Genomic DNA, 18849 nt, shown 5'->3' with positions numbered 1-18849 from the left:
CCGGGGTGTACGTCGGCACGTCGCCCTTCCGCCTGCCGGAGGAGTACATACGCTCCCAGTTCGACCCGGCGATCCGTGTCCCGCTGCGGGAGTTGGTCTATCACGACAGCACCTGGGTCACCTGGCGCTGGAACCATACCCCAAACCGCTGGGAACAACGCGAGTACTGGGACGACTGGGACCTCCTGCACCTGATCAACGCCCAGATGCCGATCTTCATCCTCTCGGCCCGGGATCTCCCGAGCCAGGCTGAGCGCGTCCTGAAGACCTATCGCGATGTCTGCGGGTTTCTGGAGAAGGTCGGGGGAGTGGAGATGACCGATCACCGCTTCCTGACGCCGGACCGCACTGTGCAGGAGTCGCGGTTCGCCAACGGCTGGGCCGTCGTGGTGAACTTCAGTGCCGAACGAGCGTATCAGTCACCCGAGGGGCGCCAGGTCCCTCCGCGGGGCTTCGTGACCTACCAGACGCAGTAGCCGACTGCCGGACCGCCTGCTTCTGCGGGAGGACCCTGTGGTGCCCAGGACGCTCACGCTTTGGCACGTCCGTCCCACCACCACGTTCGGAAGTCGCGCATGGCCTCGAGCACGGCGTCCACGTTCTCTGCCGGTGTCGGCGGGTAGACTCCGCAGATAAGCTCCAGGCCCCCCTCCGGCGCGCCGAGGGTCCTGACCTCGTACTCGATCAGTTCCCGAATCTCCTTGCGCGTGCCGAAGGGCACGATCTTCTGCCGGTCCACATCGAGGCGGATGCAGAACCGACCCTTCACCTCGCGGGCCAGGTTCTCGATGCCGTTGCACAGGTCCTGCGGGTTGATGATGTTCACGCCGGCGAAGCGGAACTCGTCCATCAGCCCCATGATGTTGCCGTCGCTGTGCAGCGCCACCAGCATCCCGGCCTCAGCGCAGGGGGCGATGAGCTTCTCGTAGGCGGGCGTGATCCACTTGTGAAACATGGCCGGACTGAGGAGCGGCGCGGACTGCGCCCCGAGGTCCTCCCCCAGGTTCATCAGGTCCACGCCCATCGCCACGTACTGCTCGACGATCTTTTGATTGTGCTCCACCAGCAGGTCAAGGAGTCCCTGCAGCCGCGGGGCCTCCGTGGCCATGTCGATCATCAGGTTCTCGAAGCCGCGCAGGTACGTCAGGCGCATGAACAGGAACCCATGCGGCACTCCGCCGACCGTCAGGTTACCCCGGGACTTGGCCTCGGCGACTCGACGCGCTGTCTGCTCCCAGTCCACGGGGCCTCGATCGCCGGTCACCAGCGGGTCCGGCGGCTGCCAGGTTTCCAGCGCCGCCCAGTCGGTTAGGGGATGCTCGACGACGACGCCCTCCAGGCCGTCGATGGCGCTCTCCCAGACACAACCCCAGGCATCGCGGAACCTCTCCCCTGCCCGGTGGGCGTTTCCGAAGTCCCAGTGCTCGTAATCCCGCTTACCCTTCTCGAAGCCCGGGTACATCCAGGGATGCCGCACCAGAACATCCTCCAGATCGCCGCGGAGCTGGTTCCAGGAGGCCCCGGAAATGCTCACCGTGCACGGAAGGTACTCCGGCCCGCCAAAGCGCGCGTTGCGAAGGTAGTTCTCCCGGTGGGTCAGACCCATGAGTTCCGCCCTCTCTCCGTGGCGTCTGGGCACAGCGCTTGGGCATCGCTACTGCTGCTGTTGTTGCTGCTGTGACGAACCCGGCGTCGACGTCTCGTCCTCCTCTTCCTCGCCCTCGCCGGCCACAGGCAGGACGCCGGCCAGCATCGGCCGATCGTTGCGCAGCCAGTAGTAGTGCCGGTTGATGCGAACCAGCGTGTAGTTCGCCTGGAGGAAGCAGCGTAGACGAGTGGCGTCCTTCTCCCCGATGATCCCCACCATCCTGAGACGGTCCGCCAGGGTGCCATCAGTCTTCTCGGCTTCGGCCTTCTCCGCCTCGGTCTTCTGACTCGTCGACGTCTCCGTGGAGGTGCCCTTCTCGACCAGCGTCGCATCGCTGGACCCGGCCAGTACGAGCACCGGTCGCGTCTCCACGATCTTGTCGACGATACCGATCAGCCGGGCCTTGATCTCCGGCTTGTGAACCCACTTGTACCACTGCCAGGGTTGGTTCAGATCCGTGGCGTCGCGGGCGGAGATCGGGTGCTCTGAGGGCACAAGGACCACCGGCGCGCCGTCGGCCGTGGCGTTGAGAGTGGCGATCTCGTCCCGCCCGCTCAGGTAGGGTAGCTTCGGGCCGAAGTAGGCAAGGACGAGAAGCGTCGGCGCCAGGTAGACCGCGCCGATCAGGCCTACCACCCAGCCTCGCCGCGAGTTCCACAGGTAGGTCAGGGCCCGCTGAGCTTCGCCTGCCCCGACGGCGACGGATAGCAGGCCGAAGACCTGGCCACCGTACAGGAGCTTGTGGAAGGGCTGGACGAAGATCATCAGGACCGAGGCCACCAGTGCCGCAGCCATCACTCGGTCCCCAGGGCGCAGCTTGCCCCAGCGGTCTGCCCGGACTCGCACGAGCCACGCCCCGACGAGCAGCACCAGCAGCAGCGGGAACTCGCCGCCGAGGCGCAGCTTCGGGTCCTTGTTGTACTGCACGACCCAGAACAGGAAGTCGCCCACCAGTCCGTGGAAGGCCAGCCACAGCGCCAGCGGCGCGAGGCCGGCCAGGAACCCCATCAGGTGCGCTGCCACCACCTCGGCCGTCCGCCGTGCTCCCAGGCCTTCCCACAGAATCACCACCGGCAGCACAGCTACCAGCGGCAGGTGCTTCGGCGTGAAGGCCCCGGCAATCCCCAGCAAGGCACCACTGGCGAACACCGGCCAGGGCGAGCGCGTGGAGACCAGGAGGAGCAGTCCGCCGAGAGCAAGGGCATTGGCGAACAGATCGGGACGCAGGTCGTGGAACTCAAGGGGAGATGCCAGGCCCAGGCACAGGAAGGCCGTGCAGGCGACTGTCACCGGGACCCGTGCCAGCCGGCGGGCCAGGAACACGACCAACACACAACCCAGCGCGCTCACACTGAAGGCGACAACCCGGGCGAAGTCGCAGACGATGCCGGTATGCCCCAGCAGGCGGACGACCGGCCCCAGCAAAATCCATAGCAGCGGGGAATGGTGCTGCCAAAAGTCCCTGAAGGGGAGCAGCCCGTTCCCCACAAGCCACGAGGAGTGCATGTGCTCCATCTCGTCCCAGTCCGGCGCGCGACACAGACACAAGCCCACCAGCGTGCCGGCAATCAGTACGCCCAGACCAATCGGTCCCGCATACCGGCGCACGCGTGCGGGCACGAAGCGCGAGACCCAGGCGAGGAAAGCCGCCGCCGCGATAAAGCACAGAGCTGCCTTGGACAGGTTTACGGAGAGGGGTTCAATCCACAGTGCGATCATTGACGTGACTCATGCAATCCGTGAGGGTTAGGGCTCTTCCTTCCCTCCAGGGAAGGTTGATGCTCGGCCGCTGCCGAAAGACAGTAGGACGCGTCTTGTGCCCCAGGCTCGGAGGGATAGGGATGACGGAAAAGCAACAGCATGACTTGTCGCGCTACACGGTACACATGATCGGCAACGCCCACATCGACCCGGTTTGGCAATGGCGATGGGAGGAAGGACGCCAGGAGGTCCTCGACACCTGCCGGGCTGCCATCGACCGCATCCTCGACACCCCGGGCTTCATCTTCTGCCGCAGTAGCGCTGCCTCCTACGCCTGGATCGAGGAGACCGACCCAGAGCTCTTCGCCGAGATCAAGCGCTGGATAGCCAGGGGACGCTGGTGTGTGGTGAACGGCTGGTGGGAGCAGCCGGACTGCAACGTGCCTGGTGGCGAAGCCCTCGTTCGTCAGGGCCTCTACGGACAACGCTACTTCCACTCACGCTTCGGTGTCATGGCCCGGACCGGCTGGAACGTCGACACCTTCGGCCACGCTGCTACGCTGCCCCAGATCCTCCGCAAGCAACGCATGGGCTCCTACTGCTTCTTCCGCCCCGATCCCGGCGAGAAGCAGCTACCCTCTGCTCTTTTCTGGTGGCAGTCTCCCGACGGTAGCCGGGTCCTTGCCGCACGAGCGCCAGGACATTACTGTACATGGGCGGACGAGATCGGGCAACGGATTCTTGACGCCGTCTCCCAGACTCCGAAGGGTCTGCAGGACGTCCTGTGCTTCTATGGTGTCGGCAACCATGGCGGCGGTCCCACCAAGGCCAACATCGCCAGCATCCTGCAGGTGCAGGCCGACCCCAAGGGTCCCGACGCGATCTTCAGCACACCGGACCTGTACTTCGAGAAGGTCGCGGAGCGCGCTGACAAGTTGCCGACTGTCGCCGAGGAACTGCAGTACCACTCCCGCGGCTGCTACACCGCAGTCTCCGCCATCAAGCAACACAACCGTCTCAGCGAGAACCTGCTCCTGCAGGCTGAGAAGCTCGCGGTCCTGGCGAACCAGCTCACCGATCTCCAGTACCCGGCCGAGTCACTGCAGGCGGCCTGGAAACGTGTGCTCTTCAACCAGTTCCACGACATCCTCGCCGGAACCAGCATCCGGCCTGCCTGTGATGATGCGATCGAAGACTACCGCGAAGCCGAGACCACGGCAACCAGGATCGCCCGCGGCGCCATGACACGGGTCTCGGCAGCCATCAACACCGCCGGTCAGGGACGTCCTCTTGTTGTTTACAATACCCTTTCCTGGCGCCGAACGGAAGTGGTCGAGACCGAAGTGACCTGGCCGAATCAGGACGACCGCGTCCGTATGGTCGACGACGCCGGGGAGCCGATTCCCTTCCAGATCCTCCACAGCACCATCAGCGGACGCGGCATGACCCTCGGTGTGGCCTTCCTGGCTGAGGTGCCGGCCTGCGGCTATCGCACCTACCGCATGGTGCCGGCCACGACGGAGGCCGAGACGCCCGAGACGAACTGCCCCTTCAGCTTCGGGACTAGCTACCTGCAGACCCCGCTGTACCGCGTGGAGTTCGACGCGGAGAGCGGCTACCTGACGCGCCTGCTCGACCGACGTACCGGGAAGGACCTCCTGGCGGGTCCGGCAAACGTGCCGGTGGTCATCGACGACCCCTCAGACACCTGGAGCCACGGTGTGCCCGCCTTCCGCGAGGAGATTGGGCGCTTCCGGGCAGTCAGGCCGCCGGAGATCGTCGAGGCCGGTCCCGTGCGGGCACGCATGATCGTGGAGATGGCCCACGGCGACTCGCGATTGCGTCAGGATATCCGATTCTATGCCGCCGTGCCGCGGATCGACGTGCGGCTCTGGGTCGACTACCACGGACACCACGAGTTCCTGAAGCTCGACTTCCCCACTCGCCTTGCGGAGCCCGAGGCGACCTACGAGGTGCCCTACGGCTACGTGACCCGTCAGCCCACGGGCAACGAGGAGCCTGCCCAGCGCTGGGCCGACGTCAGTGGAAGGCTGGCTGAGGACGTGCAGGCCGGGCTCGCCATCCTCAACGACGCGAAGTATGGCTATGACGTCTGCGAGGGGCAGCTGCGGCTCAGCGTTCTGCGTACGCCGATCTACTGCTTCCACGACCCGGCCAAGGTCGACCCGCGCCGCCGCTACGAGTTCACCGACCAGGGCGTCCAGGAGTTCACCTACGCGCTCCTGCCGCATGCCGGTGACTGGCGTGAAGGCGACGTCGTCCGCCAGGGTCAGCAGTTGAACCACCCGTGCCTGCTGCGCGAGGAGCCGGCCCATTGCGGAACCTTGCCACCCGCCGCCTCACTGGCCGAGATCGAGGCGCCGAACGTGATCCTCGAAGTCCTCAAGCAGCAGGAGGATGGTCGAGGCTGGTGCCTGCGGGCCTACGAGACCACCGGCGCCGAGACCGAGACCAGCATGCGCTTCGGCCCCGATGCGGTCTACCCGCTGCACTTCGGCCCCTGTGAGATCAAGACCCTGGTGCTGCAAGACCGCAAGCTCGTGGAAACCGACATGCTGGAGTGGACAGAGAGCTGAGGGCACTCCGGGGACTCACCTTCGGCTTGGAGGCATCAGGCGGCATCTGCTGCAACATCTCAGGCACGGTGACGAACTCGAAGCCACGGCTCTTGAGGTACTCAAGCACTCGCGGCAGGACCCTCGGCGTGTAGCCATAGCCGTCGTGCATGAGGATGAGGTCACCATCCTTCACGCCGTGAATCCGCTCCATGATCCGGTCGGGCTTGAGGCCCTGGCTGTCTCCGGAGTGCAGGCTCCACAGGACGACGGTGTACCCAAGCGCGTTGGCTGCATGGGCCACGTAGGTGTTGTAGAACCCGAAGGGCGGGCGCAGGATCGTCGGGGTCGACCCGGTGAACCGCTTCACCGAGGCCCCACCTTCCCGGATCTCGTTCTGCACTTGCTTCTCGCTCAGCGTGCGCAGGTTAGCATGAGTGTAGGTGTGGGTGCCGATACTGTGCCCGTCCGCAATCTCCTGCTGCACCAACTCAGGATAGCGGTCTGCCATCTCGCCGACCACGAAGAACGTGGCCTTCACCTTGTAGTGCTTGAGGGTCGCCAGCAGTCGGGGTGTGTACCCCGGATGCGGGCCGTCGTCGATGGTGAGCGCGACCCAGTGCCGACTGCGGGGACCGTGGACCACCTTCGCCACTTGCGGTGCTCGTCGCACCGGTGCCTCAACTGCCGGCCCCGAGGCGGCAGGCTCAAGCGAGTTCTCCAGTACCGAAGGGGTCGGCGGCTCCGCTGCCGTCGGTGCGGGACTGGCCTCACCCGGTGCCGCAGGCCCAGGATGGGAGTCGGCACCACGAGCCCCGGTATGGTAGCATCCAGGGAGCACCCACAGCATCGAGGCCGCCAGGAACAGTAGCAGTCCCAGGCCGCGTTTACGAGGTAGACTAAGGGCGCTGCAGGTGATGGCAGGCAGCGAAGGTCGCAACTCACAGTTCATGCTGCACTTCCTGGTCCCCCGGAGGGTACTCCCATCCTTCCGGTAACGCCTTCCGCCGACATCTAGACTTCCCACACGTACACCAGTCCGCAACTCCAGGCCCCGGCCTCAGACAGGAGACCTGCCTTGCAGGAGTCCCTCGAGATCAGACAGGCCACCGTGCAGGACCTCCCGGCCATCGCAGAGGTCTTCCTGGCTGCTTTCCCCGAGAGCGTTGAGCACTACGTCGGCCACCCGATCGGGCCCCAGGTGATGGCCGATGTCTTCGCCATCTGCCTTGAGGCCGAGCCCAGGGCGCTCCTGGTCGGTACGGTCGAGGGTGTAGTCTCCGGCTACGTCTTTGCCCCACGGCGTCTCTCGCGCGTCTTCCGCGTGGCTGTGTTCCGTGGCCATATCTTCCGCCTGCTCCTCCGCTGGCTCACCTTCAGGTACGGGATCGGTCTTCGTCCCGCGGTGGTGGCCGTGAGGAACTGGCTGGCCCTGTGGCACGAGTCCCGACAGCCCGAACTGCACAGCGACGCCCGTATCTTCTCCGTCGCGGTACGTCCGGACCTTCAGGGCCAGGGGCTCGGCGGGCAACTGGTGGCGAAGGCCGTGGAATACCTGGAGAGCCTTGGCGCTCACCTGATCCGCCTGGAGGTGCGGCCGGGCAATGAGCCCGCGATCCGCATCTACGAGCGCGTGGGCTTCGTCCAGCGTGGCACCACAAGGGACACTCAGGGCGAATGGCTGATCATGTTGCGTGACCTCCGTACAGCCGGCGGCGCTCCCTCAGAGGAGACCGACCATGCCTAGGCGTCGCTGGCTATACTGGCTGATCCCGGTGGTCCTTGTCATGCTCCTCGGCGAGGCAGGGCGCCGTCTGGCCCTGTCTCATTCCCTCTACGAGCTGAACCGGCACTCGGAGCCCCCGCTGGAGCTGATGCAGGAGCCCCGGGCGGGCGAACGGATCCTCATCTTCGCTCCCCATCCCGACGACGAGACCCTCAGTTGCGCCGGGCTGATCCAGCGTTCCCTGCTGACGAAGGCGCAAGTGCACATCGCCCTGATGACCAACGGTGAGTACCCCGAAATGTCCGTGGTGCTCTTCGAGGAGGCCTTGCGGCCAAGCTCTGCCGCTTTCGTCCGCCTGGGCTATCGGCGTCAGCAGGAAACACTGAAGGCGATGGAGTACCTGGGGCTGCCCGAGTCCGCCGTCACCTTCCTGGGCTATCCCAACAACTACCTCAACCAGATGTGGCTTCCCAACCACTGGTCCCGGGAGTACCCCGTGCGATCAGTGAGAACGCGGACCACACGCTCACCCTACACCAACACGTTCTCCCGTAGCACGCCCTACGCCGGGGAGTGCGCCCTTGCCGACATCAAGACGCTGCTGAAGCGTCTGCAGCCTGACGCCGTCATCACGCTCCACCCCAACGACATACACGTCGACCATTGGCCAACCTACGCCTTCGTCCGCTACGCCCTGGAGGAGCTGACACTGGAGGGCGAGAGCTTTGCCGGCCGCTGTCGCACCTACAGCTACCTCATCCATCGTCCTCATTGGCCGACGCCGAGGCGCTACCGGCCCTGGCTTGCCCTGGAACCGCCTGCGCGCCTGGCCTCCGGCAGCGACACCCGGTGGCTTGCCTTCCCGCTCACACTGGGGCAGACCATCGACAAGCGCAAGGCCATCCTGTCCTACCGTACGCAGGGCGGAGGCATCGACCCACTGCTGACCTCCTTCGCCCGCGCAAACGAGCTCTTTGGCGAGGTCGGGGTCCGCACCTGGCCCGGTCGACGCTTCGTCCCGCCGCAGGTCGTGATCAACGATCCCATCGCAGACACAGACTCCTCGGCCAGGTACCCCAGGGCCGACCTGCGCATTGTCACCGTGTCGCGGGCGAACCGTCACCTCATCGTGGATCTCATCACACGGCGGAAGCCCTCGCGGTCCTACGGCTACCACTTGTCAATCAACTTCGGTGGTACGAGCGCCAAGAGCCGGGTGGCCGCAGCCTACGACTGGCAGGGAGACAGCCTGCGCGGCGTTCTGTTTCGCAACGGCGACCTCACCGAGGTGCCGCCCGAAGCCTGCCAGGTCGCCTACACTTCCACCGGCGTCGCTCTGATTGCCCCCTGGCCGGCCGTCGACGACGGTCCGGGCTTCTTCATGATCCGCGCCTGGTCCACCCGCGGCAAGCGTGTGGTTGACCAGACCACCCTCGCCACCTACCGCATCACCCAGCCCTAGCCTCCTTGCTTCGCTCCCAGAGATTCCTCCGTCTACCGGGAAGAAAAGCCGCCGTGACTGCACCAACGAATCGCGGCCCCGGATGATACAATAGTGGGAGTTCGTGGCTTGACCATCAGCGGAGGACCGCTATGGCCCAGGAGCTCAGCCCACGAGACGTCCGGAGAGCCCAGCAGGGCGACCAGGCCGCCTGCGAGCTGGTCACCCAGCACTGCCGGGGCATCTTCGAGCGCGCACTCTCAAAGCGAGGCGTGCCGCCCGAGGCCCGCGAGGAGATCCTTCAGGAAACGCTCCTCGTCATCCTCCGACAGCTTGCCGGGTTCCAGTGGCGAGCGCGTTTCGAGACCTGGGCGTTGGCGGTTCTCTTCAAGACCCAGATGCGGTTCCACCAGCAGGAGGCGACACGCAGTCAGCGCTACACCCTCGAGAGCGAGATGGGTGCCGAGGAGGACCCGGAGGCCTTCGAGCGGGTCGGCGGAGCCAACGGATCGACCGGCAATCCTGAGCGCCTCACCTTGCAGTCGATGCTCAGACAGGCTCTAGCCGACTGCCTCCAGCCGGTCGCTCTCGAGATGCGCGAAGTCTGGGTCAGGCATCGCTTCCACGGTCAGCAGCACAACGAGATCGCCGAAGCGCTCCACCTGAGCATCAACACCGTGGGCACGCGCGTGTACCGGACCGACCGAAAGCTGCGGGACTGTCTGGAGAAGAAGGGCTTCACCGCCGACACCCTTGGGGTCGGGAGCTGAGAGCCATGGACACACCTACCCCGGACGACGGGTTCTGGAAGGCCGTCACGGATCAGGTGGGAGACGAATGCCCCGCCTTCACGGCCGAGGAACTCGCGCGGTACGCCGAAGGACGGATGCCCAAAGGCAAGGCGCAGGTGATCAAGGCCCACCTGCAGATGTGCGACCAGTGCCGGCGCCTGGTCGGCGAGCTCACTGCGGAGGTCGCGCCGCCGGTCTCAGTGCGCTACCGTTTCGAGCCGGCCGTGGGACGTCGCTGGGCCCTCGCCTCCCTTGCAGCGACGGCCCTGGTCTTGCTCGTGGTGACGGTCCTCGGCCCCGGACGGTACCTGCTTCCGCCGCCAACTGCCCCTCACGTAACTGCACCCTCCGTCACGCCGCCGAGTCCTCCCCAGGTCGCACCGCCTGTTCCTTTGCCTGCTTTCGCACCACGAGTTCAGATGGCGGCAGCCCGGCATCCGCTGCCTCGGACGCGTCGGGCACCCCGGCGCGCGCCGTCGCGACCGCAAGGCGTCAGGCCTTCAGCTCCGGCCGAGACCACGCCGACACCACCCCAGGAGCTTGTCAACCCAATCGCACCTTCCGCTCTCCTGGCCTTCGCGGAGCCAACCAGCCCGCGCAAGCCCGTGACCGTCGACCTCGACCGCATGGCCCGGGAGGGCCTCGTCAACGACCTCGACAAGGGCGCAGTAAGGCGCTTCGATGTGGAGGAGACCGAAGGCCTTCGCCGCGACACGCCCCGGGCGACGGCGCTGCTGCAGTCCCTCGAAGCCGCCGAGAACGCGGAGGTGCGCCAGCCATGACACGCATCGCCCTGGTGATGGTGGCCGCTGCGCTCCTCTGCGGGTCAGGCTACGCTGAGGAGGTCTCGCTGCCGGCAACTCCGACGACCACGCAAGTCTTCCCCGCGGTCGAAGCGCCGGGACCTCATGGCTGGACCTTGAGCGGCCTCGCAGTCGAAGCCGCCTTCGCCTGCAATCCCTGCCCGCGTCCCTGCGCGCTCTCGAAGTCGCCTTGCAGGCTCAGTCCTACCGGGCTGACGGCGTCGCTGGTTCCCAACACACTTCCGCACGCCGGTGCCCTGCTGACGACGCTCAGCGCGTCACCAACACGTGTGACCTTGCGCACCAACGATCTGACGGCTCTGAGGTGGCTTCAGGTAACGAGGCAGCCAACCGGGCCTGGACTGAGGAGGTGAGATCGATGCGCCGCCTGGCACAGATGGCTTTGGCTCTGTCCCTGCTCGCAACCGTCGTCACGGCCACCTTCGCCGAGACCACGCACCCGGTCTCGTGGTGGCAGGCTCGTGCGGAGGAGGCCTTCGCTCGGCTGTGGTCCGCTACGGAGGCACCTGCCTGGCTTGCCGGACGGCCCACGGTGACCATCCGTCCCGATGACGACCCGAACGCTGCTTCTCGCATACTGGGTGGTACGCCGGATCACCTGGAGATTGGCATCTCGGTGAACCTCGGCCTGATAGACAAGGCTGCCGATGACAGCGTCGATGCCCTGGCCTGTATCCTGGCCCACGAGCTGGCCCATGTGGTTCTCGGACACCACCTGCAGGAGTCCCGCGACCGTCTCCGCGCTCTCCAGCAGGAGGATGTCGTCTTGGAGCTGGCCACCTCGCGGGAGATGGAGATCGAGGCCGATGCTCTCGGGGCCAAGCTCGCTGCCAGTGCCGGCTATGACCCCGGCGGCACGGTCCTGGCCTTCTCTCACCTGCGCGAGCGTCTTGGCGACAACAGCTTCTGGGAAGCCCTCGGCGGCGACCATCCCACCTACACCGAGCGTCTCGCCGCCCTTGACAAGATCAGCGCAGAGCTCTGGCAGGCGGCCCTTGACTTCGAGGTCGGCGTGGACCTGCTTCGCGCCGGCAACTACCCCTGTGCCGAGCAGTGCTTCCGTGGCGCTCTCGAGACCTTCCCCAAGTCGCCCGAGGTCCACTGCAATCTTGGCTACTGCCTGCTGCTGCAGTACTACCGCGAGCTCCCCGGCGACTACTGGGAGCGCTGTGATCTCGGCCAGCCGGTGCCCATCGGGTATGCCACCTTCCTTCCGGTCGAGCCGCGACGCGCAGGTCTCACGCCGGAGCAACTCGCTGCCCTGCGCAGGAAGTGGGAAGAGGCCGTCGGTCACCTCAAGGAAGCGCTGACGCTCCAGACCGAGTACCCGCTTGCGATGGGCAACCTTGCCTACGCCTATCTGATCGCACCGGACGGTCCTCTGGCGGCCATCGCGAAGGAGACCATGGCGGCCGTGCCGCTGGAGCGCCATGCCGAGGACACTCGCTGGGCGATGGCAAACAACATGGCGCTGGCGCTGAAGCTGCTGGGCCAGCCGGACAAGGCTCTGGAGCTGCTCCGTCTGGCGCCGGAGTTGGTGTCCAGCGATGCGCCCGCAGCTCTGGCCAAGTCGCCCACTATCAACCTGGCCCTTCTGCTGGCCGGTCAGGGCACGGAGGCCGAGCGCCAACAGGCCGCCGGTGAACTCGAGACCGCACTACGTGAGCTCCCCTACCCGAGCGCACAGTGGCAGTACACCTACCCGCGCTATCTCTCCCTCTGCCGCAGCCTGGGGCGTGAGCCGAGACCCGAGAGCAAGCTCCTTGCGCCTCGGCCCAGGGAGGTCAGCGTCCACTTCCTCTGCCGCGAGGCGGCGCTGTACCTGGGCACGAGCTTGCAGGCAGTGGTGCGCCGACTGGGAAGTCCCGAAGCAGTCGTGCCCTTTGGCGGCAAGTCTGGACCGGCGGCTGCGGGAGCGTCTGCTCCGCTCGCGAGCTGGCGCTACCTGTCCGACGGTCTCGAGTTGACCTTCTTCCACCAGTCGCTGATCCGCGCCCGCCTCACGGGGAGCAGCACAGCGGTCGCCGTCGTCTCGGTCGATGGAGCCGAGACCGGTCGCCTGCGCCTCGGCGACCCGGTGGCGAGTCTGGACAAGCTCCTCCCGACCTTCGATGCCACGGTGCGTCTCGGCGACGGTCGCCCGTACCGCTACTACTCCGGCGCCCGTCTGGCGGTTCTAGTCGACGCCGGCAAGATCAAGGCTCTGGCCCTGACCCAGGGCCCAATCTCCTAGTCCAGGGTGATTGCGATGCTCGCGCCCAACCGCGCTCCTAGCTCAATATCGCAGGGCAACCGCACCAGGGCCGTCGTATGCCTCGCCCTTGCACTGGTGGCGATACTGGGTGCCCTGACTCAGCTTGCCTGGTGCGAGGAACCGGCGGCAACGACTCCGCCGACGCCACCTCCGCCGGGCAAGCTGGAGACGCTCCTCAAGGCCACTGGCCTCCACTACATGATGGAGGACCCCACCACCGGCTGCCTGCTGATGCGCGGCGACAACGGCCTGCAACTGGTCGTTGTCCGCCTTCACGAGAACCGAGCGGTGGCCTACGCCGATATCGTGGCGGCCAAAGACGAGGACGTGCCGACTGCCCTGTGGCGCAAGGTCGCCCAGGTGAACGCGGGGCCCTGGCTGTCGCATGTGGGCTATGAGGACGGCATGTTCTTCGCCGGTTGCGGCGTCGAGGAGACGCACATCAACGACAAGCTGCTACGCGCGATGGTGATGGAAGTCGCGGGGATGGCCGACGAGCTCAAGCCCGTCTTCAAGGACTTGCTCGCCGTGGAGTAGCTGCGCGGGAAGGACGCCCGACGCCCTTCAGGGGATGGTTGGCGATGCTGCGCGCCCTGATCTGCACGCTTCTGTTAGGCTTCACCGGCTTCGTCGCCTGCGCGGCTGACGAGGTTGAGCAGGCTCGCGCCGAGTTCCGTGCCGGGCTGGAGGCCGACCGGGCCGGAGACACACCGGCCGCTATCGCCCACTGGACCGCCGCCCTGACCAGCCTCCAGCGAGTTGTGGGCACCGAGGCCCTTCAAGCCGGCTGCCTGTACAACCTCGGCACCGCCCAGACCCGAACCGGTCAGCCCGCAGCGGGTCTTCAGCGTCTCTCCGAGGCGCTGGACCTGTACCGGCGCGTTCCGAACACGACCTGGGAGCAGGCCCAGTGTCTCCAGGCGACCGGAGACGCCCGCGGACACCTCAAGGACAGCGCCGGGCAGGAGTCCTCCTGCGAGCAGGCCCTCAGCCTCTACCGGCAAGTCCCACAAGCCGAAACGGAGCAACTCCAATGCCTCCTCACCCTCGGCGTGCTGGCAGGCGACCGCGGGCAACACCAGCGGCAGATCGAGTGGCTTGAGCAGGCCGTCGAGTTGGGCCGCAAGACGCCGGGCACGGAGTCCCTCCAGGTCGACGCACTGCGGGACCTTGGCGTCGCCTATGGGCGACTGGGCGATCTGGAACGCAAGATCTCTCTCACGCAGGAGGCGCTGCGTCTTGCCGAAGGCCAACCGAACTCGGCCCGCAAGCAGGCTGAAGTCCTCCAGAACCTTGGCAGCGCCTACTGTGAATCGGGGCTCTCGCAACGCTCCGTGGACACCACTCTCAGGGCCCTAGAGCTGTATCAGTCCCTCCCCGACACAGCCCGCCAACAGGCCTCCTGCCTGCAGAACCTTGGCGCGGCCTATGGCGACCTTGGCGATGCCGCCGGAGAGTTGCAGGCCTACCAGAAGGCGCTTGCCCTCTACCAGTCGGTGCCCGGGACGGTCCTCGAGCAGGCCTCCTGCCACAGCAACCTGGGCATCGCTCTGCTGCGGGCCGGACGCAACGAGGAGGCGCTCAACTCCCTGCGCCAGTCGGAGACCAGCCTGCGTGAGATGGCCCGAACACTCACTGCTGCCGGTGCGACCTGGCTCCCGGAGGACCTGTACAAGGTCGAGGCCGGTCTCGGTGAGGTCCTGCGCCGTCGCGGACAACCCGGCGACTACTACGCAAGCTACCGGCACTTCGCCCGCGCGGTCAACCTCATCGAGCAACTGCGGACCCGTGCCGCCACGACGCCTGCCCTGCGTGCCGGTCACTTCGGCCAGAGAAGCTGGGTCTACGACCAGCTCCTCGAACTGCTCCTCAAGATGCGCCACAGCGGCCTGCCGCTGGTCCCGCAGGAGCTCGGCGAGAAGGAGCCGAGCTTCTGGACCGGCTTCGGCCTGCCCGTCCCCTCACTGTGGCAGGGCTGGTCGAGTTACGAGGAAGCGATTCTGCACTTCTCCGAGAGCGCCCGTGCCCGGGTCCTCGGCGACTGTCTTCTCGCCTTTGCGGCCCTGTCGCCGGACGCGCGAGCCCAGAGCCCCTGGACAGAGCTAGCCGACCTGACCGACCGCGAGGCGCTGCTAACCTCCCGGCTGCTCAGCACGCCCGGCGCCCCGGCGCAGCAACTCGCCCTTCGCACGGAGCTTCAGGAGGTGAGTGCTCGGCGTCGCAGCGCGGAGATGGCCTGGTCCGACACACTCTTCACCCGGCCGCTCGCGCCGCACCTCATCACTCTCGACGGACTGCGCCGCAGCCTTCCGACCAGCGCGGCGCTGCTGGAACTCAAGCTCCTCCGCGGACGGCTTCTCGCGATCCTCGTCACCCGCGACGGTCTCAGCCTCCGCGAAACCCCAACCCTCTCAGCCGGAGCAGGCGACGAGCTCTTCACTGGTCACGTCCGCGAGCTGGTGGGCCAACAGGTCCTGGGCCGACTGCATCAGGCGCGTCTCCGGGCAGGACAGGCGGCCGGTCTGCCACCCGACACCGAGGGGCTCCTGACTCCGCAGGAGCTGGCCGCCCAGTTCACCCTTGAGGAGCTTGTCTGGCTGCTGCGACAGCCGATGGAGGCCCTCGGCAAGGGCACAGAAGCGCAGCGCACCGAGGCCCTGACCTGGCAAGACCAGCATCTGCGCGTCGCGGCTGCTCTCTATGACCTGACCTTGCGCCCAGTGGAGGATGAGCTGCAGCAGACCGGGGCCGCCACGGTCGCCGTCGTGCCCGATGGTCCGCTGTGCTACCTGCCCTTCGGAGCCCTGGTGACCACCTTCGCACCCGAGGTGGACGAGGCCCCTGCGGGACGGGTCTTCGCGGCGCCCTCAGTCCAGTTCGCCGCCGAGCGCTGGGCCTTCCACGTGCTGCCTTCGGTCACGGTCTATCAGATGCTGCAGGAGGCCTGGGCTACCAGGCCTGCGCCCTCACCGAACCTGTGTGCCTTCGCCGATCCCGTCCTGACCCTGGCCGATGCGCGGGCTCGGACGCGTGACCGGCCCATCCCGACACCGAAGGTTCTGGCTTTCTCTCCCGCTTCCCTGGATCCGCTGCCGCCCTTGCCCGGCACGCGTCTTGAGGCCCAGGCGGCTCTCTCAGCGGCCCCAGGCCCGGCAAGCCTCTACGAGACGCCTGAGCAGGTGCGCTGGCAGGGCAACCTCGGCCTGCTCTCCTGGGCAGCTTCTCCCTCGCTGCTGCAGGCGCCAGAGCTCGACCGTTTCGGCTTCCTGCTCCTCGCGACCCATTGCGTCCTCTACCCCGATCGGCCGCAGCACTCTTTCCTGGCCCTCACGAATCCCGGTCTGCGTGGTTCGCAGGCGAGTCTCCCCTCGCCCGGTGACGGACGCCTCTACGCCCCCGCGATCCTGGGGCTGCGGCTGAACGCCCGCATGGTGACCCTCTCAGCCTGCGACACCGCCCAGGGAGCCTATGCCCGAGGTGAGGGCATCCTCGGCCTGGCCGTCGCCTTCATGCTCGCTGGATCACAGGCCGTCACCGCCACCCTCTGGGGCGTTCCGGATGAAGCGACTGCCGACCTGGTGGGCCGCTACCACGCTCTGCTTCTTCGCGGCGCTGACCCGCCTCTGGCCCTGTGCGAGGCTCAGCGCGTCTTCCTCCGGCAGGCACGAGAGGCCTACCAGCGGGCTCCAGACTCAGCCGCCGCCAGGTACGCCCATCCCTACTACTGGGCGGCCTTCTCTCTGCTTGGATCGTGAGGCAAGGGGGAAACACAGGGGAACGACGGACAACAGGTGGAGGGACTCAGGCGTTCCGCGCAGCCCAGATGACCCGCGGCAGACCCGCCAGGTCTAGCTCTACGTGCCAGGACCAGCCGGGCAGCAACTCCTCGAACAGCCGCCCCAGCGGCTCGTCTTCGTCCACTCCGAACTCAAAGGCCACCAGCCGCAGTGACGGCAAGGACGCCACCTGGGGCAGTATCCGCCGGTAGAACTCCAGGCCGTCATGACCGCCTTCCAGCGCCACACGGGGCTCCGCCTGCGAGACTTCCGGCTCCAGCGTCGGCACTTCGCCCGCGGGTATGTACGGGGGATTCGAGACCAGTACAGCGATTCGGTCCAGCAGCCCGGCGGCCTTCAACGGCTCCAGGTCAGGACCGCAGGCGAACTGCACCCGTGCCTCGACCTCATTCATGCGAGCGTTCTCCCGGGCCAGCTCCAACGCCTCTGCAGACACATCGCTGGCAAACAGCCGCACTGCGGGCAAGTGATGCGCCAGCGAAACCGCGATGCACCCGGTTCCGGTGCCAACCTCGCCAATCAGCACAGGCTCTTGAGCAGTTGCCGCGCCCATCTTGCCCATCTGCTTGAGCACGGTCTCCACCAGTATCTCGGTGTCCGGACGCGGCACGAAGGCTCGCGGATCACAGTGGAACTGCAGGCCCATGAACCAGGTTTCGCCGGTGATGTACGCCAGGGGCTCCCGTTGGGCACGCCGCGCGACCAGCGCATCAAAGCGTTCCTGCTCCACTGGCCCAAGCTCGCTGCGGAACCGTGTCGGCAGGTGGCTTAGCGTCTCCCCCAACACGTGGGCCATGAGCACACAGGCGTCGGTTCCCGGGGAACCGACGCCTGACTGCCGCAAAGTGTCTTCCGCCTGCCTCAAGGCCTGGTTGACCGTCATCAGGCTTCTGACAGCTCCTTGAGCCGCTCGGCGTCCTCGTTTTCCTGCAGCGCCAGGAGCAGGTCGTCAACCTCGCCGTTCAAGATGGCCGGGATGTTGTGGATCGTCATCCCGATGCGGTGATCGGTGACGCGGTCCTGCGGCCAGTTGTAGGTGCGGATCTTCTCGCTCCGGTCGCCGCTCTTCACCTGCAGACGACGGGCCGCCGACTCCTCGGCCTGACGCTTCTCGACCTCCATCTCATACAGCCGCGTACGCAGCATGCGCATGGCCTGGTCGCGGTTCTGCATCTGGCTGCGCTGGTTGGAGGACGCTACCGAAATGCCGCTCGGGATGTGCGTGATCCGCACGGCGGTCTCGTTCTTCTGCATGTGCTGTCCGCCGGGGCCACCCGCTCGGAAGTTCTCCATCCGCAGGTCGCTCGCGTCAATCTCCACGTCGACCTCTTCGGCCTCGGGAAGCACCACAACGCTGGCCGCCGAAGTGTGGATGCGGCCCTGTGACTCGGTCTTGGGCACTCGCTGGACGCGGTGAACACCGCTCTCATGCCGCATGATCCCGAACACGCCGCGCCCCTCGAGGATGAAGGTGATCTCCTTGTACCCGCCCAGGTCCGACTCGTTGCTATCGAGGACTTCCAGCTTCCAGCGCCGGCGTTCCGCCAGACACGAGTACATGGTGAACAGGTCGCCGGCGAAGAGCCCGGCTTCCTCACCACCCGTGCCGGCCCGAATCTCCACGATCGCGTTGTGATCGGTCCGCGGGTCCTTCGGGAGCAACTCGCGCAGCAGTCGGTGGTGTAGCTTCTCCACCTTCTGGGCCGCTTCCTGATGCTCCGCAGCGAGGAACTCACGCATCTCATCGTCCTCGGCCTCGGCAAGCATCGCCTCGGCTTCCTCGCTGTCCTGAAGCGCCTGCTGGTACTCCTTCCACAACGCAACAGCGGGCTCCAACTCGGAGTGCCGTCGCGACAGGTCGCGGAACAGGTTGTTGTCGGCAATGACCGCGGGATCGCTCAGCCTGTGGGCGAGCTCATCCAACTCGGCCGTCATTTTGTCAAAGGGGCCTGTCAGGTCCATGGGGTGTCCAGCTCGCCTCTGGGATATCCGGTGTCGCGAGAGCGTCACCGGCGAAGGTATGTATTGCGTCGACCTACGACAGCCAACTGTCTGGCAAGGGCGGTCCCGGGACACACCCTGGGCCGCCTC

15 protein-coding genes are annotated in these 18849 nt (G+C 66.5%); 10 read left to right on the top strand and 5 right to left on the bottom strand.

The window, feature by feature from the left end; translation table 11 throughout:
* On the top strand, positions 1–476 hold a 476-nt coding region (locus ABFE16_15065), incomplete at its 5' end, for a glycoside hydrolase (protein MEN6346619.1).
* A 53-nt stretch (positions 477–529) separates the two neighbouring features.
* Here the strand turns inward: ABFE16_15065 and ABFE16_15060 are convergent.
* Positions 530–1606: a uroporphyrinogen decarboxylase family protein gene (locus ABFE16_15060; protein ID MEN6346618.1), complete on the bottom strand. Its 1077-nt coding sequence runs from the start codon at positions 1604–1606 to the stop codon at positions 530–532.
* A 48-nt stretch (positions 1607–1654) separates the two neighbouring features.
* A complete protein-coding gene (locus ABFE16_15055; GenBank protein MEN6346617.1) occupies positions 1655–3367 on the bottom strand; it encodes a hypothetical protein in 1713 nt (570 codons plus the stop codon).
* 122 nt (positions 3368–3489) lie between these two features.
* Here ABFE16_15055 and ABFE16_15050 point away from each other — a divergent pair, with 122 nt between their 5' ends.
* Entirely contained in the window at positions 3490–5946 is a 2457-nt protein-coding gene (locus tag ABFE16_15050; protein ID MEN6346616.1) for a glycoside hydrolase family 38 C-terminal domain-containing protein, read from the top strand.
* Here the strand turns inward: ABFE16_15050 and ABFE16_15045 are convergent.
* Positions 5879–6877 (bottom strand): polysaccharide deacetylase family protein, encoded by a 999-nt coding sequence (locus ABFE16_15045; GenBank protein ID MEN6346615.1) that lies wholly within the window; start codon positions 6875–6877, stop codon positions 5879–5881. The two genes, ABFE16_15050 and ABFE16_15045, sit on opposite strands and share 68 nt — an antisense overlap.
* A gap of 126 nt (positions 6878–7003) precedes the next feature.
* On the opposite strand from ABFE16_15045, the gene ABFE16_15040 reads away from it, so the two are divergent.
* The 8 genes from ABFE16_15040 to ABFE16_15005 all read left to right on the top strand — a co-directional run bounded on the left by ABFE16_15040 (position 7004) and on the right by ABFE16_15005 (position 16716).
* On the top strand, positions 7004–7672 hold the full coding sequence (locus ABFE16_15040) for a GNAT family N-acetyltransferase (GenBank protein MEN6346614.1): 669 nt from the start codon (positions 7004–7006) through the stop codon (positions 7670–7672).
* Complete coding sequence (locus ABFE16_15035) at positions 7665–9113, top strand: PIG-L family deacetylase (protein ID MEN6346613.1); 1449 nt, start codon at positions 7665–7667, stop codon at positions 9111–9113. The genes ABFE16_15040 and ABFE16_15035 overlap by 8 nt, the downstream gene beginning before the upstream one ends.
* 131 nt (positions 9114–9244) lie before the next feature.
* Positions 9245–9862 (top strand): sigma-70 family RNA polymerase sigma factor, encoded by a 618-nt coding sequence (locus ABFE16_15030; GenBank protein ID MEN6346612.1) that lies wholly within the window; start codon positions 9245–9247, stop codon positions 9860–9862.
* A gap of 5 nt (positions 9863–9867) precedes the next feature.
* Positions 9868–10665 (top strand): hypothetical protein, encoded by a 798-nt coding sequence (locus ABFE16_15025; protein MEN6346611.1) that lies wholly within the window; start codon positions 9868–9870, stop codon positions 10663–10665.
* Complete coding sequence (locus ABFE16_15020; protein ID MEN6346610.1) at positions 10662–11060, top strand: hypothetical protein; 399 nt, start codon at positions 10662–10664, stop codon at positions 11058–11060. Before ABFE16_15025 ends, ABFE16_15020 begins: the two co-directional genes overlap by 4 nt.
* Positions 11061–11065: 5 nt before the next feature.
* Positions 11066–12940 (top strand): M48 family metalloprotease, encoded by a 1875-nt coding sequence (locus ABFE16_15015; protein MEN6346609.1) that lies wholly within the window; start codon positions 11066–11068, stop codon positions 12938–12940.
* Between the two features lie 15 nt (positions 12941–12955).
* The gene (locus ABFE16_15010) at positions 12956–13498 is read left to right on the top strand and encodes a hypothetical protein (protein MEN6346608.1); all 543 of its coding nucleotides are present in this window, start codon (positions 12956–12958) and stop codon (positions 13496–13498) included.
* 44 nt (positions 13499–13542) lie between these two features.
* The gene (locus tag ABFE16_15005) at positions 13543–16716 is read left to right on the top strand and encodes a CHAT domain-containing tetratricopeptide repeat protein (GenBank protein MEN6346607.1); all 3174 of its coding nucleotides are present in this window, start codon (positions 13543–13545) and stop codon (positions 16714–16716) included.
* 46 nt (positions 16717–16762) lie between these two features.
* Here ABFE16_15005 and prmC read toward each other — a convergent pair whose 3' ends face one another.
* Complete coding sequence (prmC, locus tag ABFE16_15000) at positions 16763–17641, bottom strand: peptide chain release factor N(5)-glutamine methyltransferase (protein ID MEN6346606.1); 879 nt, start codon at positions 17639–17641, stop codon at positions 16763–16765.
* Entirely contained in the window at positions 17641–18720 is a 1080-nt protein-coding gene (gene prfA / locus ABFE16_14995) for a peptide chain release factor 1 (GenBank protein ID MEN6346605.1), read from the bottom strand. The genes prmC and prfA overlap by 1 nt, the downstream gene beginning before the upstream one ends.
* Positions 18721–18849 lie beyond the last annotated feature (129 nt).

This window comes from Armatimonadia bacterium (assembly GCA_039679385.1).
In the GTDB taxonomy this organism is placed as follows: Bacteria; Armatimonadota; Zipacnadia; order Zipacnadales; family JABUFB01; genus JAJFTQ01.
Note: the sequence above shows the minus strand (reverse complement) of the source record. Positions and strands in the feature narration are given on the sequence as shown.

Excerpts from the sequence above, each read along its gene's own strand:
- ABFE16_15060 (MEN6346618.1), bottom strand. The coding sequence starts at position 1,606 with ATGGGTCTGACCCACCGGGAGAACTACCTTCGCAACGCGCGCTTTGGC.
- ABFE16_15055 (MEN6346617.1), bottom strand. The coding sequence starts at position 3,367 with ATGATCGCACTGTGGATTGAACCCCTCTCCGTAAACCTGTCCAAGGCA.
- ABFE16_15050 (MEN6346616.1), top strand. The coding sequence starts at position 3,490 with ATGACGGAAAAGCAACAGCATGACTTGTCGCGCTACACGGTACACATG.
- ABFE16_15045 (MEN6346615.1), bottom strand. The coding sequence starts at position 6,877 with ATGAACTGTGAGTTGCGACCTTCGCTGCCTGCCATCACCTGCAGCGCC.
- ABFE16_15035 (MEN6346613.1), top strand. The coding sequence starts at position 7,665 with ATGCCTAGGCGTCGCTGGCTATACTGGCTGATCCCGGTGGTCCTTGTC.
- ABFE16_15030 (MEN6346612.1), top strand. The coding sequence starts at position 9,245 with ATGGCCCAGGAGCTCAGCCCACGAGACGTCCGGAGAGCCCAGCAGGGC.
- ABFE16_15025 (MEN6346611.1), top strand. The coding sequence starts at position 9,868 with ATGGACACACCTACCCCGGACGACGGGTTCTGGAAGGCCGTCACGGAT.
- ABFE16_15020 (MEN6346610.1), top strand. The coding sequence starts at position 10,662 with ATGACACGCATCGCCCTGGTGATGGTGGCCGCTGCGCTCCTCTGCGGG.
- ABFE16_15015 (MEN6346609.1), top strand. The coding sequence starts at position 11,066 with ATGCGCCGCCTGGCACAGATGGCTTTGGCTCTGTCCCTGCTCGCAACC.
- ABFE16_15010 (MEN6346608.1), top strand. The coding sequence starts at position 12,956 with ATGCTCGCGCCCAACCGCGCTCCTAGCTCAATATCGCAGGGCAACCGC.
- ABFE16_15005 (MEN6346607.1), top strand. The coding sequence starts at position 13,543 with ATGCTGCGCGCCCTGATCTGCACGCTTCTGTTAGGCTTCACCGGCTTC.
- prmC (MEN6346606.1), bottom strand. The coding sequence starts at position 17,641 with ATGACGGTCAACCAGGCCTTGAGGCAGGCGGAAGACACTTTGCGGCAG.
- prfA (MEN6346605.1), bottom strand. The coding sequence starts at position 18,720 with ATGGACCTGACAGGCCCCTTTGACAAAATGACGGCCGAGTTGGATGAG.